The sequence below is a fragment of the Pseudomonas sp. CHM02 genome (genome assembly GCF_000612585.1).
Taxonomy (GTDB): domain Bacteria; phylum Pseudomonadota; class Gammaproteobacteria; order Pseudomonadales; family Pseudomonadaceae; genus Aquipseudomonas.
On sequence record NZ_JFCA01000005.1, the window covers coordinates 133,574 to 150,185 of the forward strand.

The window sequence follows — 16,612 nt, forward strand, 5'->3', positions numbered from 1 at the left end:
GAGTACCGTGCCCATGTCCAACAACAATAATGATCTGACCCTCAGCGCCCCTCTCACCGGGCCGGTGCTGACCCTGGGCAATGTTCCCGACGAGGTGTTCGCCAGCGGCGCCATGGGCGACGGCATTGCCATCGACCCGCTGAATGACTGCCTGCATGCGCCGTGTGACGGGGAAGTCATCCACGTCGCGCGCACCGGGCATGCGCTGACGATCCGCGCCGAGAACGGTGCCGAGGTATTGATGCATGTGGGCATCGATACGGTGGAATTGAATGGCGAAGGGTTCGCCTTGCTGGTGAAGGACGGCGCGCGCGTAACCAAGGGCCAGGCGTTGGTGCAGTTTGATCTGGACCGCATTGCGCGCCAGTGCAAGAGCCTGGTCAGCCTGATCATCCTGACCAATGGCGAGCGTTTTGAGTTACGCCAGGTTGCGGGAAAAACCGTCAAGGTCGGCGAGCCGTTGCTGCACATTGCCGCCCGTTCAGCGGCGCCGGTACCGGCGGCTGTGGACAACTCGTCGGTCACCGAAGTCCGCGCCAGTGTACGCATTACTCACCGTGGCGGTTTGCATGCACGCCCAGCCGCGTTGGTGCGCAAAACCGCGCAAGGTTTCAGCAGCCATGCGCAGTTGCACTTCGCCGGCAAGTCGGCGGCGTGCGACAGCCTGATCGGTTTGATGGGGCTGGGCATTGGTGAAGGTGATGAAGTACGGATCACCTGTCGCGGCAAGGATTGCGAGGCAGCGTTGCAGGCCTTGGTTGCCGCGTTGTCTGTGGCTGTCAGCGAAGAACACCACGCGCCGGTGGTGGTGGCTCCACGCAAGGCGAATACCGAAGCCGGCGTGCTGCAAGGTGTATGTGCCGCACCCGGCCTGGTCTGCGGACCGCTGTTCCGCCTGACTGGCATCGAACTGCCGGCCGACACCGGCAAGCATGTCGCCGACGAACAACTGCAACGCCTGGACGTGGCACTCGAGCAAGTGCGCGGCGAAATCCGCGCCACCCTGGATCACGCCCGCCAACGCAAGAGCGTCGATGAGGAAGAGATCTTCGCCGCCCACCTTGCGCTGCTGGAAGACCCGGCCCTGCTGGACGCCGCCACCATCGCGATCGAACACGGCAGCGCCGCCACCCACGCCTGGCGCGATGCAATCCAGGCGCAATGCGCGGTGCTACTGGCCTTGGGCAAACCGTTGTTTGCCGAGCGCGCCAATGACCTGCGCGACCTGCAACAACGGGTGTTGCGTGCCCTGCTGGGCGAAGCCTGGCATTTCGAATTGCCGGCCGGGGCGATTGTCAGCGCCCATGAATTGACCCCGTCTGACTTGCTGCAACTGAGCGCGCAACAGGCCGTCGGCATCTGCATGGCCGAAGGCGGCGCGACGTCCCATGTGGCGATCCTGGCCCGCGGCAAAGGGCTGCCCTGTGTGGTCGCATTGGGCGCTGACGTACTCGACGTGCCACAAGGCCAACGCGTGGTGCTGGACGCCGCGAACGGCCGCCTTGAACTGGCGCCGAGCGACGCTCGCCATGCCCAAGTGCACCAGATTCGCGATGCGCAAAACCTGCGGCGCCAGCAGCAACAGGCCCAAGCCCAGCAGCCGGCACGCACCAGCGATGGCATGACCATCGAGGTCGCCGCGAATGTCGCCTCCAGCGCCGAAGCCCTCGTGGCATTTGAAAACGGTGCCGATGGCGTCGGCCTGCTGCGCACCGAATTCCTCTTCGTCGACCGCCGCACCGCGCCGGATGAACAGGAACAACGCCACGCCTACCAAGCCGTTCTGGATGCCATGGGCGACAAGTCAGTGATCATCCGCACCATCGACGTGGGTGGCGACAAGCAACTCGACTACCTGCCACTGCCGGTCGAGGCCAACCCGGTGCTGGGCTTGCGTGGTATTCGCATGGCCCAGGTACGCCCGGAACTGCTCGACCAGCAACTGCGCGCGCTGCTGCAGGTCTCGCCGCTGGAGCGCTGCCGGATCATGCTGCCGATGGTCAGCGAGGTCGATGAACTGCTGCAGATTCGCCAGCGCCTGGATGAGCTGTGCGTGGAGCTTGAGCTGACCCAGCGCCCCGAACTGGGCGTGATGATCGAGGTGCCCGCCGCTGCACTGATGGCCGAGCAACTGGCCAAGCACGCGGACTTCCTGTCCATCGGCACCAATGACCTGTCCCAGTACACCCTGGCCATGGACCGCGATCACGCCGGCCTCGCCGCGCGGGTCGATGCCTTGCACCCGGCGCTGCTGCGGCTGATCGCCCAGACCTGCGCAGGGGCTGCAAAGCACGGGCGTTGGGTCGGCGTGTGCGGCGCCCTGGCGTCCGACCCGCTGGCCACGCCGGTACTGGTTGGCCTGGGGGTCAGCGAGCTGTCCGTCAGCCCGCTGCAGATCGGAGAAATCAAGGACCGCGTCCGCCACCTGGACGCGGCGCAATGCCGGCAACTGAGCCACAGCCTGCTCGACCTGAGCAGCGCCAAGGCCGTTCGCCAAGCCTGTCAACACCACTGGCCGCTGAGCTGATAACAACAACAAAAGGAGACACGCCATGTACCAACATTTCATCGAAGGCCTGCAACGCCTGGGCCGTGCACTGATGCTGCCGATCGCGATCCTGCCGATCGCCGGCCTGTTGCTGCGCCTGGGTGACACCGACCTGCTGAACATCGCGGTGATGCACGACGCCGGGCAGGCGATCTTCGCCAACCTGGCGCTGATCTTCGCCATCGGCATCGCCGTGGGTTTCGCCCGCGACAACAACGGCACGGCGGGCCTGGCCGGGGCGATCGGTTACCTGGTGATGGTCTCCACGCTCAAGGTGATGGACACAACCATCAACATGGGCATGCTCGCCGGTATCGCCAGCGGCCTGATGGCGGGCGGGCTGTATAACCGCTTCAAGGACATCAAGCTGCCGGAGTACCTGGCGTTCTTTGGTGGGCGGCGATTTGTGCCGATTGTCACCGGCTTTTCGGCCGTCGCGCTGGGCGTGATCTTCGGTCTGATCTGGCCGCCGATCCAGCATGGCATCAACAGCTTCGGCGTGTTGCTGATGGAAAGCGGCAGCATTGGTGCCTTCGTGTTCGGCGTGTTCAACCGCCTGCTGATCGTCACCGGCCTGCACCATATCCTCAACAATATGGCGTGGTTCGTGTTCGGCAGCTTCACCGACCCGGCGACCGGCGCCGTAGTCACGGGCGACCTCACCCGCTACTTCGCCGGCGACCCGAAAGGCGGCCAGTTCATGACCGGCATGTTCCCGGTGATGCTGTTCGGCCTGCCCGCAGCCTGCCTGGCGATGTACCGCAACGCCCTGCCGGAACGCCGCAAAGTGATGGGCGGGATTTTCCTGTCGATGGCGCTGACCTCGTTCCTGACCGGGGTGACCGAGCCGATTGAATTCGCCTTCATGTTCCTCGCACCGTTCCTGTACCTGATCCACGCCGTACTGACTGGCCTGTCGATGGCGGTCACCGACATGCTGAATATCCACCTGGGCTTTACCTTCTCCGGTGGTTTTATCGACATGGTGCTGGGCTGGGGCAAGTCCACCAACGGCTGGCTGGTGGTGCCCGTAGGCCTGGCTTACGCGGTGATCTACTACAGCGTATTCAACTACTGCATTCGTCGCTTCAACCTCAAAACGCCGGGGCGTGAAGATATCCAGGTGGTCCAGGCCGAAGTGATGAGTGATAACCAGCGGGCCACGGCTTACATTCAGGCGCTGGGCGGAGCGGAGAATCTGCTGAGCGTCGGCGCCTGCACCACACGCCTGCGGTTGGACATGGTGGACCGCAACAAGGCGGTGGATGCGCAGCTGAAAGCACTGGGCGCCATGGCGGTCGTGCGACCGGGTAATGGCGGGAGCCTGCAAGTGGTGGTCGGGCCGATGGCCGACAGCATTGCCGATGAGATCCGGTTGGCCATGCCATCGTTTGTTGCCAGTGCGCCGATAGCGGTTGCACCTGTGGATAAACCGGTGGCAGTGAATGTGCAGGAGGCCGAGAAATGGCTGAGCGCTTTGGGTGGCCGGGGCAATGTGCGTCAGCTGGACGCCGTGGCGATGACCCGGTTGCGCGTGGAATTGGGCGATGATTCGGTGTTGTCCGAAGCGGATCTCATGACACTGGGATGCCAAGGTGTGAGCCAGTTGGACAGCGGTGTTTGGCACCTGTTGATTGGTGACAAGGCGTCAGGGCTGAGTGAGGCGTTGGAACGCCTGGTCAATGGCCGTGAGGTGGGTGCCAGGGTTTAGAGGTGCAGTGGCTGGCCTGGCCTCATCGCCGGCAAGCCGGCTCCCAGTTGATCGCATTGCCACATCAATCTGGCAATCGATCCATCATCAACCGGTGAAAGCGTTACCTCTGTAGGAGCCGGCTTGCCGGTGATGAGGCCCGTACAGGCAACAAAAAACCCGCTGACCAAACTGGTCCAGCGGGTTTCTTGTTTATGCAGCCAACGAATCAAAAATCCGCCAACTGCCACACCTCATACGCCGGTGTCTCATACGGATGGCTGAGTTTGAGCGCAGCCACAACAGCCACGATCAACTCATCCGCCACCACCAGCTCAACCTTCCACTCTTCAACCACTTCAACCTGGCCGACCTGCCCGATAAACGGCTGGCTGCCGTCCAACGCGCGGAATTGGCCCTGGCCCAGCACTTGCCAGGCGCAACTGTCGTAGCTGCCGATGCGCCCGCCGCCAGCGGCAAAGACGGCGGCTTTCACCGTCTCCACATGGCTTGCAGGCACGAAGAAGGCGAGCTTGTACACCGTCTTAGTTCACCCACACGCGAGCGTTGCGGAACATGCGCATCCAGGCGCCGTCTTCGTTCCACTCTTCCGGACGCCACGAGTTCTGCACGGCGCGGAACACACGCTCCGGGTGCGGCATCATGATGGTCACGCGACCGTCACGGCTGGTGAGGCCGGTGATCCCGCGCGGCGAGCCGTTCGGGTTGGCCGGGTAGGTCTCGGTGACCTTGCCGTGGTTGTCGACGAAACGCATGGCCACGCAACCGGACAGGTCGGCTTCGAGCAAGGCTTCTTCGCTTTCGAACTCGGCATGGCCTTCACCGTGGGCGATGGCGATTGGCATGCGCGAACCGGCCATGCCTTGCAGGAAGATCGAGTTGGACTCCTGCACCTGCACCATGGCGACACGGGCTTCGAACTGCTCGGAACGGTTACGCACAAAGTGCGGCCAGAACTCGCTGCCCGGGATCAGTTCATGCAGGTTGGACATCATCTGGCAACCGTTGCACACACCCAGGGTGAAGCTGTCGTTGCGCTCGAAGAAGCCCTGGAACGCGTCGCGGGCACGGCTGTTGAACAGGGCCGACTTGGCCCAGCCTTCACCGGCCCCCAGCACGTCGCCGTAGGAGAAACCGCCGCAGGCGACCAGGCCTTTGAACTCGTTGAGGTCAACGCGACCGGCGAGGATGTCGCTCATGTGCACGTCGATCGCATTGAAGCCGGCGCGGTCGAACGCAGCCGCCATTTCCACCTGGCCGTTGACGCCCTGCTCACGCAGTACGGCAACTTGTGGGCGAATGCCTTTCTTGATGTAAGGCGCGGCGATGTCCTGGTTGACGTCGAAGCTGAGCTTGGTGCTCAGGCCCGGGTTGTCTTCTTCCAGGATCACGTCGAATTCCTGCTCGGCGCAGTCGGCGTTATCACGCAGGCGCTGGATCTGGTAGCTGGTCTCGGCCCACTGGCGTTGCAGCAAGCGGCGCTGGCCGGCAAACACGGTGTCGCCGTTGAACGAGATGTTGATCTCGCCATTGTTGATCGGCTGACCGATCACTGCCACGCAGTCGTCCAGGCCAGCGGCGCTGAATTGTGCAAGCACGTCCGGGGTAGCGTCCTGGCGAACCTGGATCACCGCACCCAACTCTTCGTTGAACAGGATGCCGTTGATTTCAGAGGCATCCTCGGCAACGCTGTCGAGCACGATGTTCAGGCCGCAGTGACCGGCGAAGGCCATCTCGACAACGCTGGTCAGCAAGCCGCCATCGGAACGGTCGTGGTAAGCCAGCAGGTGGCCATCGGCATTCAGGCCCTGGATTACGGCGAAGAAGGCTTTCAGGTCTTCGGCGTCATCGACGTCCGGTGCCTGCTTGCCGAGCTTGCCATGGGTCTGTGCCAGGATCGAGGCGCCCATGCGGTTCTGGCCACGGCCGAGGTCGATCAGGATCAGGTCGGTGGTGCCCTTGTCCATGCGCAGTTGCGGGGTCAGGGTCTGGCGGATGTCGGTGACCGGAGCGAAACCGGTAACGATCAGCGACAGCGGCGAGGTGACGCTCTTGTCAGTGCCGTCTTCGTTCCAACGGGTGGCCATGGACATGGAGTCCTTGCCCACCGGAATGGTGATACCCAGTTCCGGGCACAGCTCCATGCCGACCGCTTTGACGGTGTCGTACAGGCGCGCATCTTCACCTGGGTGACCCGCTGCCGACATCCAGTTGGCCGACAACTTGATGTCGGACAGCTTGCCAATGCGCGAAGCGGCGATGTTGGTGAGGGTTTCACCAATGGCCATGCGGCCCGACGCCGGAGCATCCAGCAGGGCCAGCGGCGTGCGCTCGCCCATGGCCATGGCTTCACCGGTATAGACGTCGAAGCTGGTGGCGGTGACAGCAACGTCAGCCACTGGCACCTGCCACGGGCCGACCATTTGGTCACGGGCCACCAGGCCGGTGATGGTGCGGTCGCCGATGGTGATCAGGAAGCTTTTGCTCGCCACGGCCGGGTGGTGCAGCACGCGTTCGATGCTGTCGGCCAGTTCCAGTGTGCTTGGGTCGAAGTCATCGCCCAGCTCGGCTTCACGTACCGCCGAACGGTGCATGCGTGGGGCTTTGCCCAGCAGCACTTCGAGCGGCATGTCGACCGGGCTGTTGCCGAAGTGGCTATCGGTAACCGTCAGCTGTGGCTCGGCAGTGGCTTCGCCGACCACGGCAAACGGGCAGCGCTCGCGTTCGCAGATGGCCTGGAAGCGCGCGAAGTCTTCAGCGCCGACCGCCAGTACGTAGCGCTCCTGGGATTCGTTGCTCCAGATTTCGTGCGGGGCCATGCCCGGCTCGTCGTTTGGAATGTTGCGCAGTTCGAAACGGCCACCACGGTCGCCATCGTTGACCAGTTCCGGGAAGGCGTTGGACAAACCACCGGCGCCGACGTCGTGGATGAAGCTGATCGGGTTCTTGTCACCCAACTGCCAGCAACGGTCGATGACTTCCTGGCAGCGGCGTTCCATCTCTGGGTTTTCGCGCTGTACGGAAGCGAAGTCCAGGTCCGCCGAGCTGGTGCCCGTGGCCATGGAGGAAGCCGCGCCGCCACCCAGGCCGATCAACATCGCCGGGCCGCCGAGGACGATCAGCTTGGAGCCGACCAGGATCTCGCCTTTCTTGACGTGTTCTTCGCGGATGTTGCCCATGCCGCCGGCCAACATGATTGGCTTGTGATAGCCGCGCACTTCATCGCCACGCGGGGTGGTGATGGACTGTTCGAAGGTACGGAAGTAACCGGTCAGCGCCGGACGCCCGAATTCGTTGTTGAACGCGGCGCCGCCCAGCGGGCCTTCGATCATGATGTCCAGCGCGGTGACGATGCGCTCAGGCTTGCCGTACGGCACTTCCCATGGCTGTTCGAAGCCCGGGATCTGCAGGTTGGACACGGTGAAACCGGTGAGGCCCGCCTTGGGCTTGGCGCCACGGCCGGTGGCGCCTTCGTCGCGGATTTCGCCGCCGGAACCGGTGGCTGCGCCCGGGAACGGGGCAATCGCGGTCGGGTGGTTGTGGGTTTCGACCTTCATCAGGATATGCACCGGCTCCTGCACCGCGCCGTACTGGCGGGTCTCAGGGTCCGGGAAGAAACGGCCGGCGACGGAGCCGACGATCACCGAGGCGTTGTCCTTATAAGCAGAAAGAACGCCTTCGCTGTGCATCACGTAGGTGTTCTTGATCATGCCGAACAGGCTTTTTTCCTGGCTTTCGCCGTCGATGTCCCAACTGGCGTTGAAGATCTTGTGACGGCAGTGCTCGGAGTTGGCCTGGGCGAACATCATCAGTTCGATGTCGTGCGGGTTGCGCTTCAAGCCATTGAAGGCGTTGACCAGGTAGTCGATCTCGTCTTCGGCCAGGGCCAGGCCCAGTTCGGTGTTGGCCTTCTCGAGGGCGGCGCGGCCACCGCCGAGCACGTCAATCGCGGTCAGCGGCTTGGGTTCGGCATGGCTGAACAGGCCGGCAGCCTGCTCCAGCTGGCTGACGATGATCTGGGTCATGCGGTCGTGCAGGCTGCTGGCGATCAGCTCGGCTTCGGCATCGCTGAACTGGCCGGCGACGTAGAAAGCGATACCACGCTCCAGGCGCTGGATTTTTTCCAGGCCGCAGTTGCGGGCGATATCGCTGGCCTTGCTCGACCAGGGCGAGATGGTGCCGAACCGTGGCAGAACCAGGAACAAGCGGCCGTCAGGCTCTTGAACCGGAACGCTTGGGCCGTACTTCAGAAGGCGTGCCAGCACTTGCTGTTCGTCGGCGGTCAACACGCCGGTAACGTCGGCGAAGTGAGCAAATTCAGCATACAGGCCTGTAACAGCTGGAACCTTCTGGCTCAGTTGCTCAAGGAGTTTGCTGTGGCGAAAGGCAGAAAGGGCAGGAGCGCCGCGCAGGATCAACATCTTCGGGACAGCCTCGGGAAGGGGGTGTGCTTTGAGGCCGTGCATTCTAGCGTAAACCGCCGCCAACGGCACCCGAAACGCTACCGGTGGCTGCCGCCGAACGTCAGTTGGCCGGATTCCACCCCTTTCGGGAGGTCATACAGGGCATTCGGCGCAGTTATTTTAACCGTCACAATCCCTCGCCAAGCCGCGTTTCTGCGGGCTGCAGCACAGTTTTGCCGGTGCTAGCAGACAAGTCCCGCGCTGTCGAGATATGGCGCCGTGGGCCGTTTGCGTATACTGCGCAGATGTTCTCCCCAACTGCTTTGCGCCCGCGATGCGCCAAATGGCTCATCGCTACCGGACTCTTCCTGATGCTCAGCGCCTGTGTTGATAAACCCAGCACGCTCGAGCGAATCAAGGAGGATGGCGTATTGCGGGTGGTCACCCGGAACAGTCCGGCGACTTACTTCCAGGACCGCAACGGCGAAACCGGTTTCGAATACGAACTGGTCAAGCGCTTCGCCGACGACCTGGGCGTGAAGCTGGAGATCGAGACGGCCGACAACCTCGATGACCTGTTCGGCCAGTTGGGCAAGCCCAACGGCCCGGTCCTTGCGGCGGCCGGCCTGGTCAGCAGCGAACAGCGCCAGCAGCAGGTACGTTTCTCCCACCCTTATCTTGAAGTCACCCCGCAGATCATCTACCGCAATGGCCAGTCCCGCCCGACCAATGCGGCGGACCTGGTGGGCAAGAAGATCATGGTGCTCAAGGGCAGCACCCACGCCGAGCAACTGGCAGAGCTTAAAAAGCAGAATCCTGCGATTGAATACGAAGAATCCGACGCCGTTGAAGTCGTCGACCTGCTGCGCATGGTGGACGAGGGGCAAATCGACCTGACCCTGGTGGACTCCAACGAAGTGGCGATGAACCAGGTGTACTTCCCCAACGTGCGCGTGGCGTTCGACCTGGGCAATGCCAGCAACCAGAGTTGGGCGGTGGCCGCCGGCGAAGACAACAGCCTGCTCAACGAGATCAACAGTTACCTGGATAAAGTCGAAAAGAACGGCACGTTGCAGCGTCTGAAAGACCGCTACTACGGGCATGTCGATGTACTCGGCTACGTGGGCGCCTACACCTTTGCCCAGCATCTGCAGCAGCGTTTGCCCAAGTACGAGAAGCACTTTCGCGCCTATGCCAAGGAAGAAAAGGTCGATTGGCGCCTGTTGGCAGCCATCGGCTATCAGGAATCGCTATGGCAGCCGGCCGTCACCTCCAAGACCGGCGTGCGCGGCCTGATGATGCTGACCCAGAACACCGCTCAGGCGATGGGCGTGTCCAATCGCCTGGACCCCAAGCAAAGCATCATGGGCGGCGCCAAGTACCTGGCCAAGATCAAGGATGAACTGGACGACAGCATCGCCGAGCCGGACCGCACCTGGTTCGCCCTCGCCGCCTATAACGTCGGCACTGGCCACCTGGATGACGCACGCACGCTGGCCAAGCGTGAAGGCCTGAACCCGAACAAGTGGCTGGACGTGAAGAAGATGCTGCCGCGCCTGTCGCAGAAGCAGTGGTACAGCAAGACCCGCTACGGCTATGCCCGCGGTGGTGAGCCGGTGCACTTCGTGGCGAACATCCGCCGCTACTACGACATCCTCACCTGGGTAACCCAGCCGCAGCTGGAAGGCAACCAGGTGGTCGAAGGCAACTTGCATGTGCCGGGCGTGGACAAGACCAAGCCGCCCGAAGACAACCCGCAACTCTGACCCCCTATCCCGCCCTGTAGGAGACCGGCTTGCCGGCGATAGGGCCCTTGAGACCCCCATCGCCGGCAAGCCGGGCTCCTACAGTTGCGGGGTCAAGCCAGTGATCAGGTGTACAACCCCGCCTGCGAGTACCATCACTGCCGGTACACCCGCTGCCTTCAATGCCGCCGCATCCAACCGCCCCGCCTCCTGCAACTGCACCCGCACCCGCGTCAGCGCCACACGCTGCTGCGACTTGAGGTTATCCGCCCCGCCCAACGCGCTCAGCACGTCGGCCGACAGTAGGTTCTGCGTTGGCGCAGTGACGGTCTCGGCAATCAAATCCGGCGTCAGGGCTTTCCAGAACGCCCGCTGCAATTTCTCGAACATGCTCAAAGCTCCACGACAGGTGAGGTTTCAACGGTGGCTGCGTGATATTGGCGCAAAGCCTCACGCACTTGGGCGGCTTCTTCCAGGCCTAGCACCTGGCGGGCGATGATCTGGCAGTCGGCCAGGTCCAGCTCGCGCACGGTGGCCTTGATGGTGGGAATCAACGGTACGCTGACCGACAGCTCATCCACCCCCAGGCCGATCAACACCGGCACGGCCAGTGCTTCGGAGGCCAATGCGCCGCACACGCCCACCCACTTGCCATGGGCATGAGCGGCCTTGACCGTGGTGGCGATCAGGCGCAGCACCGCCGGGTGGAAGCTGTCGGCCTGGCTGGCCAGGCGCGGGTGGTCACGGTCCATGGCCAGGGTGTATTGGGTCAGGTCATTGGTGCCGATGGAGAAAAAGTCCACATGGGGCGCGAAGACATCCGCCATCAGCGCCGCAGACGGCACTTCAATCATGATGCCCAGCTTCGGCAACTCGGTGAGCCCCAGCGCCAGCGCTTCCTCTTCAAGGATCTTGCGCGCCAGGTGCAGCTCCGACAGCAGGCTGACCATCGGCAGCATGATGTGCAGCCGGGCAACACCGACACTGGCGAGAATCGCGCGAAATTGTTCGCGCAGCAGTTGCGGGCGCTCCAGGCACAGGCGGATGCCGCGCGAGCCGAGGAACGGGTTGGTCTCGGCATCCATGGGCACATAGGCCAACGGCTTGTCGCCACCGACGTCCAGGGTGCGCACCACCAGGTTGCGCTCGGTGCCCAGGGCACGGGCGATGCCGGTGTAGGTGCCAGCTTGCTCCTCAGGGCTCGGTGCACGGTTGCGGTCCAGATAGAGGAACTCCGAACGCAACAGGCCAACACCTTCACCGCCGAGGGCCAGGGCGTGCTCCACTTCCTGCAACGAGGCGACGTTGGCGGTGACTTCGACATGATGGCCGTCGCGGGTGGTGGCCGGTAAAGACGCCTGCGCTAGATCACGCTCATGGCTTAGCGCCTGTTGTTTACGCGCGGCTTCCAAGTGTTCGATTTCGGCCAGGTCCGGCTCCAGGTGCAGCTCGCCTTTGTCGGCGTCGAGCAGCACCTGCTTGCCATTGGCCAACGCCAGCACCTGGGCTGAAACACCGCAGATAGCCGGCAGGCCAAGGGCGCGGGCGAGGATCGCGACGTGGCTGGTCGCGCCGCCACCGACGGTGACAAACCCCAATACTTTGCGTGTATCCAGGCTGGCCGTCTGCGAGGGGGTGAGTTGCTCGGCGATCAGTATCGCGCGCTCGGGCAAGTCCCACGCGCTGTCCTGAATTCCCAGGAGCAGTTTCAGCACGCGCTGTCCGACATCCGCCAGGTCTGCCGCACGCTCGGCAAGCAGCGCATTGCCTGAAGCCAGGAACTGGTTGGCCGTCGCAACCGTGGCACTGTTCCACGCAAAGGCAGCGCTCTTGCCTTCAGCCAGCAGGCCATGGGCTTGCTCCAGCAACGTCGGGTCTTCAAGCAATTCCTGATGGGCCCGGAAGATGTCTGCCTGGGCACTGCCGACAGCCTTGTCTTGCAGCGCTTGCAACGCTTCGGTAGCAGCCATGAGGCCGCGCGCCAGGGCAGCACGCTCCGTCGTTTCACCCGCGCCTTGTGCCGTGATCGTCAGCTCCGGCTCGGTCACTTGAACAACCAGGCCAAACGCCGAACCCGGCGACGCACACACGCCCTTTAGCACCGTCGCCGAAGACACCACCGCGACCGGCTCGGCAACGCTCGCCACCTCCTCGCCACAGCCTTCAGCCAACAGGGCAACCAGCGCCTTGATCGCCGCCTCGGCCTCCTCGCCCGCCGCACTTACTTGCAAGGCGTCGCCCTGCACGGTCTGCAACGCCATGATCGCCACCAGCGACTTTGCGTTGGCGCTCCGGGTTTGCTTGTGCAGGTAGATGCTGGCATTGAAGCCCTTCGCCGCCTGGGCGAACACTGCCGCCGGACGTGCGTGCAAACCGTTGGCATTGGGCAAGGTCAGCGGCTTGGAGAACAGCGCATCGCCCTCCTCCTCGTCCACTGTTTCGACGGCTTCACTTGGGGATAACTGCAACAGTGGCTGGCCCGCCTCCACGAGGCTGCTGGCCAACACGGTAAACGGTTCGCCGCTGACCACTAGCATCAAGGTCAGCAGACTACGCGCATGGAGCGCCACGTAGTCGGCATCGAACTCGATCAGCGCCTGCCCGGCCTCCACCCGCTGGCCTTCCTGCACCAGGCGGGTGAACCCCTTGCCCGCCAGGTTCACGGTGTCCAGGCCGATATGCATCAGCACCTGCACGCCGTTGTCGTCGGTGACACTGACCGCATGCCCACTGTCCTGGATATTGCTGATCACCCCGGCCAGAGGCGCGCAGAGCGTCTGCGACGTGGGGTCGATGCACAGGCCATCGCCGATCAGGCGGCTGGAGAAAACCGGGTCCGGCACCTTGTCCAGCGCCAGCAGCACACCCGACAAGGGCGCCAGCAATTCCAGGGGTTGAGTTGTGGTCATGACTTCACCTGCTGTTTTGTTCTGTAAAAAATCATTGGGTGATGCAACCCCAAGATGACGACGATCCAATGTGGGAGCTGGCTTGCCTGCGATAGCATCGCCTCGGTTTCACTGAAAGACCGAGTCGCCCGCATCGCAGGCAAGCCAGCTCCCACACAAAGCGCACTCACATGAGTTCGCGCTATTTCCACCAATATTCGACCTGCACGCCAAAGTTCGAACCATGGCGCGCCGTGCCATACGAGCCGGTGTCGGACAATGCCGACCCCGCCGCCAATTCATTCGCCGCGCGTTTGGCCGCTTCGTTCCAGGTTGCATAGGTGTAGTACAAGCGCACCTCCGGACGCGCCCAGAAATCCGGGCCTTTGGGTGACCAGGTCGGGGCGAAGGTGAACTTGCTCAGTTTGCGTGTACCGCCGGTGGCGTCGACCTGATCATGCCCAAGCTCGGTGACCAGTTTGAACTGCTCGCTGATGGCATACGCCGGGCGCACACCGATGGACATCCAGGTCTGGTCCTGGCTGCCAGGGCGAATGTCTTTCTGGTACACCGCCTCGACTTGCCCACCAAAACGCGGCGTCACCTGCCAGTCGAAAAACTCCACGGCGCGGTAACTTTTGCTGCTGTTGTCCAGGAAGGTATTGCCGGTGTAGCCGAGGCCGGTACCGGGACCTTCGCCGTACTGCAAGGCGAACTTGTTCTTGCCGCCCAGGAAGGGCTTTTGCACATGCTGCGCGGTGATCGCCCAACCGCTGTTGGTGTCGCGCCCACCGGCCTTTTCGATGTAGCTCAGGCCCAATTCCAGCTCGCCGCCGGGGTTGGTCTTGAAGCCTGCGACGTTGAAGTCGTGACGGGTGGCGTATTCCTTCTGGTACAGGTTGTCCTTGCGGGAAATGGCGTAACTGTATTTGAGGTCGCCGATCAGCACGTCCTCGATCCCACCGCCCGTGGCGCTCTGGTTCCAGTAGTAGAAATCGGAGATATGGATGTCGTTACGTTTGTAGTAACGCCGACCGGCCCACACCGAACCGCCATTGAGCGCAGGCAGGTTGGACCACTGCGCATACATCTGCGGCATACGCGCCGAGCCGTTGTTTTCGCCCTGGAACTTCAGCTCGCGGTCGTACTTGTTGTAGAGCGACGCCATCGCATCGACGCTGAGCACCGAGCCATCATCGAGGGTGAGCAAGTCCTGACGCAGTTCCAGTTCGGCGTATTGTTCGCATTCGTTACCCAGACGGTATTTGGATTGCGCCCCCGGCAACTGGAAGCATTGCTGTGGGCCGCTGCCCGTTGAAGTGCCCGCGCCGCTGCGCAAGTAACCGGCAAATTCCAGTGCTTGAGCGCCGAAGGGCAGGCCCAGGCAAGACGCAACGAGGCCCAGCTTTATGGTTGTTTTCATGAAACGCTCCTTTTATTTTTATTGTTTTCTTACTTTTTTTGCCCGACACGATCCCTTGTAGGAGCCGGCTTTCCGGCGATAGCTGTCCGCAGAGCGATAGCGGTCTTGAGGGCGCTATCGCCGGCAAGCCGGCTCCTACAGGGGATCGTGGTGTTTCAGTCTTTCAGGTGCAGGACGAAGGATTCATAGGGGCGCAGTGCTACCGTGGCGATGCGCTGTGGGCAGTCGGGGTAGTTGCTGATCAGCAGGCGTTGTTCGCTGGTCGGGTTGATCACGTCGTCCGGCAGCTGGATTTCGCACGGCGTGCCGTAGAAGTTGTTCAGCACCAGCAGACGCTCGCCATGGCCTTCGCGCAGGTACGCCCAGACCTGCAGATGGTCTTGCAGCAGTGGGCGATAAACGCCTTCCTGGATCAGCGGTTCATGACGACGCAAGGCAATCAGCGCCCGGTAGTGATGCAGCACTGATTCCGGGTCATCCAACTGGCTCTCGACATTGATCTGCGCCGCGTTGGTCGGGATGCCGATCCACGGCTCGCCGCTGCTGAAACCCGCGTTGGCCTGGGTATTCCACTGCATCGGCGTACGGCCGTTGTCGCGGGACTTCTGCATGATCGCCGCCATGCTCGACGCCTCGGACTCACCCGCATCACGCTTGAGACGGAAGATGTTCAGGGTCTCCACATCGCGGTACTGCTCGATCCTGTCGAAGCCAGGATTGGTCATGCCCAGTTCTTCGCCCTGGTACACAAACGGCGTGCCCTGGAGGAAGTGCAGCGCGGTCGCCAGCATCTTGGCCGAGACCACACGATACTCACCGTCATTGCCGAAACGCGAGACCACCCGTGGCTGGTCGTGGTTACACCAGAACAGCGCGTTCCAGCCGCCACCGGCCTGCATGCCCATTTGCCAGTCGGAGAAGATTTGCTTGAGTTGCAGGAAGTCGAAGTCGGCCTTCACCCACTTCTGCAGGTTCGGATAATCGACTTTCAAGTGATGAAAGTTGAAGGTCATCGACAGCTCTTTCGACTCTGGCCGCGAGTAGCGGATGCAGTGTTCGAGACTGGTGGACGACATCTCGCCGACGTTGATCAGGTCGTGCCCTTCGAAGACTTCGCGGTGCATTTCCTGCAGGTATTCGTGCACGTTCGGGCCATCGGTGTAGAAGCGACGGCCGTCGCTGGTGTCTTCGGGGAAATCGGCGGGCTTGGAGATCAGATTGATCACGTCCAGGCGGAAGCCGCCCACGCCCTTGTCGCGCCAGAAGCACATCAGCTTGAACACCTCGGCGCGCACCTTGGGGTTGTCCCAATTCAGGTCGGCCTGGGTGTGGTCGAACAGGTGCAGGAAGTACTGGCCGGTTTGCGCTTCGTATTCCCAGGCCGAGCCGCCGAACTTGGATTCCCAGTTGTTCGGCTGATCGCGCCAGATGTAGAAGTCGCGGTACGGGTTGTCGAGGCTGCTGCGCGCCTGCTGGAACCACTCGTGTTCGATCGAGGTGTGGTTGACCACGATATCGAGCATCAGCTTGATGCCACGCTTGGCCGCTTCACTGATCAGCAGGTCGCAGTCGGCCATGGTCCCGTAGCTGGGGTCGATGGCGTAGTAGTCGCTGATGTCGTAGCCGTTGTCGCGCTGCGGCGAGCGCAGGAACGGAGTGATCCACAGGCAGTCGACGCCCAGCCATTGGAGGTAGTCGAGCTTGTCCACGATGCCCAGCAGGTCACCGGTGGCGTTACCCGCGTGGCTGTGGAAGCTTTTGGGGTAGATCTGGTAGATCACCGAGTGTTGCCAGTCTTGCATGGTGGGTTCCTTCAGTTGATTTTTTGTGCAGGCCTTGAGGGCTTCATCGCCGGCAAGCCGGCTCCTACGGTTGACCGCATTCCCTTGTAGGA

General features: G+C 62.6%; 9 protein-coding genes. 3 read left to right on the forward strand and 6 right to left on the reverse strand.

Annotated elements, in window-relative coordinates; all coding sequences use genetic code 11:
• Window positions 1-13 precede the first annotated feature (13 nt).
• Together ptsP (BM70_RS0104280) and nagE are read left to right on the forward strand one after the other, a co-directional pair.
• Window positions 14-2,527, forward strand: a complete 2,514-nt coding sequence (gene ptsP / locus BM70_RS0104280) for a phosphoenolpyruvate--protein phosphotransferase (RefSeq protein WP_025854847.1) — start codon at window positions 14-16, stop codon at window positions 2,525-2,527.
• Between the two features lie 25 nt (window positions 2,528-2,552).
• The gene (gene nagE / locus BM70_RS0104285; protein ID WP_025854848.1) at window positions 2,553-4,259 is read left to right on the forward strand and encodes an N-acetylglucosamine-specific PTS transporter subunit IIBC; all 1,707 of its coding nucleotides are present in this window, start codon (window positions 2,553-2,555) and stop codon (window positions 4,257-4,259) included.
• Window positions 4,260-4,467: 208 nt separating this feature from the next.
• Here the strand turns inward: nagE and BM70_RS0104290 are convergent, their stop codons facing one another.
• Both BM70_RS0104290 and purL read right to left on the reverse strand, forming a co-directional pair.
• Window positions 4,468-4,779, reverse strand: a complete 312-nt coding sequence (locus tag BM70_RS0104290; RefSeq protein WP_025854849.1) for an NGG1p interacting factor 3 protein, NIF3 — start codon at window positions 4,777-4,779, stop codon at window positions 4,468-4,470.
• A gap of 4 nt (window positions 4,780-4,783) precedes the next feature.
• Complete coding sequence (gene purL, locus BM70_RS0104295) at window positions 4,784-8,680, reverse strand: phosphoribosylformylglycinamidine synthase (protein WP_025854850.1); 3,897 nt, start codon at window positions 8,678-8,680, stop codon at window positions 4,784-4,786.
• 287 nt (window positions 8,681-8,967) lie between these two features.
• On the opposite strand from purL, the gene mltF reads away from it, so the two are divergent.
• Window positions 8,968-10,428, forward strand: coding sequence for a membrane-bound lytic murein transglycosylase MltF (gene mltF / locus BM70_RS0104300; RefSeq protein WP_025854851.1), 1,461 nt, complete (start codon window positions 8,968-8,970; stop codon window positions 10,426-10,428).
• A gap of 78 nt (window positions 10,429-10,506) precedes the next feature.
• On the opposite strand, the gene BM70_RS0104305 is transcribed toward mltF, so the two are convergent.
• The 4 genes from BM70_RS0104305 to treC form a co-directional block, all read right to left on the reverse strand.
• Entirely contained in the window at window positions 10,507-10,797 is a 291-nt protein-coding gene (locus BM70_RS0104305) for a PTS transporter subunit EIIB (protein WP_025854852.1), read from the reverse strand.
• 2 nt (window positions 10,798-10,799) lie between these two features.
• Window positions 10,800-13,316 carry a phosphoenolpyruvate--protein phosphotransferase gene (ptsP, locus tag BM70_RS0104310; RefSeq protein WP_025854853.1) on the reverse strand — a complete coding sequence of 839 codons (2,517 nt, stop codon included), beginning with the start codon at window positions 13,314-13,316 and terminating at the stop codon, window positions 10,800-10,802.
• A gap of 181 nt (window positions 13,317-13,497) precedes the next feature.
• Complete coding sequence (locus BM70_RS0104315; RefSeq protein ID WP_025854854.1) at window positions 13,498-14,718, reverse strand: carbohydrate porin; 1,221 nt, start codon at window positions 14,716-14,718, stop codon at window positions 13,498-13,500.
• A gap of 155 nt (window positions 14,719-14,873) precedes the next feature.
• Window positions 14,874-16,520 (reverse strand): alpha,alpha-phosphotrehalase, encoded by a 1,647-nt coding sequence (gene treC, locus BM70_RS0104320; RefSeq protein WP_025854855.1) that lies wholly within the window; start codon window positions 16,518-16,520, stop codon window positions 14,874-14,876.
• Between the last annotated feature and the right edge of the window lie 92 nt (window positions 16,521-16,612).

Bases quoted from the DNA above. Each gene is read 5' to 3' on its own strand.
- ptsP (WP_025854853.1), bottom strand. From the start codon at position 13,316: ATGACCACAACTCAACCCCTGGAATTGCTGGCGCCCTTGTCGGGTGTG.
- ptsP (WP_025854847.1), top strand. From the start codon at position 14: ATGTCCAACAACAATAATGATCTGACCCTCAGCGCCCCTCTCACCGGG.
- mltF (WP_025854851.1), top strand. From the start codon at position 8,968: ATGTTCTCCCCAACTGCTTTGCGCCCGCGATGCGCCAAATGGCTCATC.
- treC (WP_025854855.1), bottom strand. From the start codon at position 16,520: ATGCAAGACTGGCAACACTCGGTGATCTACCAGATCTACCCCAAAAGC.
- nagE (WP_025854848.1), top strand. From the start codon at position 2,553: ATGTACCAACATTTCATCGAAGGCCTGCAACGCCTGGGCCGTGCACTG.
- BM70_RS0104305 (WP_025854852.1), bottom strand. From the start codon at position 10,797: ATGTTCGAGAAATTGCAGCGGGCGTTCTGGAAAGCCCTGACGCCGGAT.
- purL (WP_025854850.1), bottom strand. From the start codon at position 8,680: ATGTTGATCCTGCGCGGCGCTCCTGCCCTTTCTGCCTTTCGCCACAGC.
- BM70_RS0104315 (WP_025854854.1), bottom strand. From the start codon at position 14,718: ATGAAAACAACCATAAAGCTGGGCCTCGTTGCGTCTTGCCTGGGCCTG.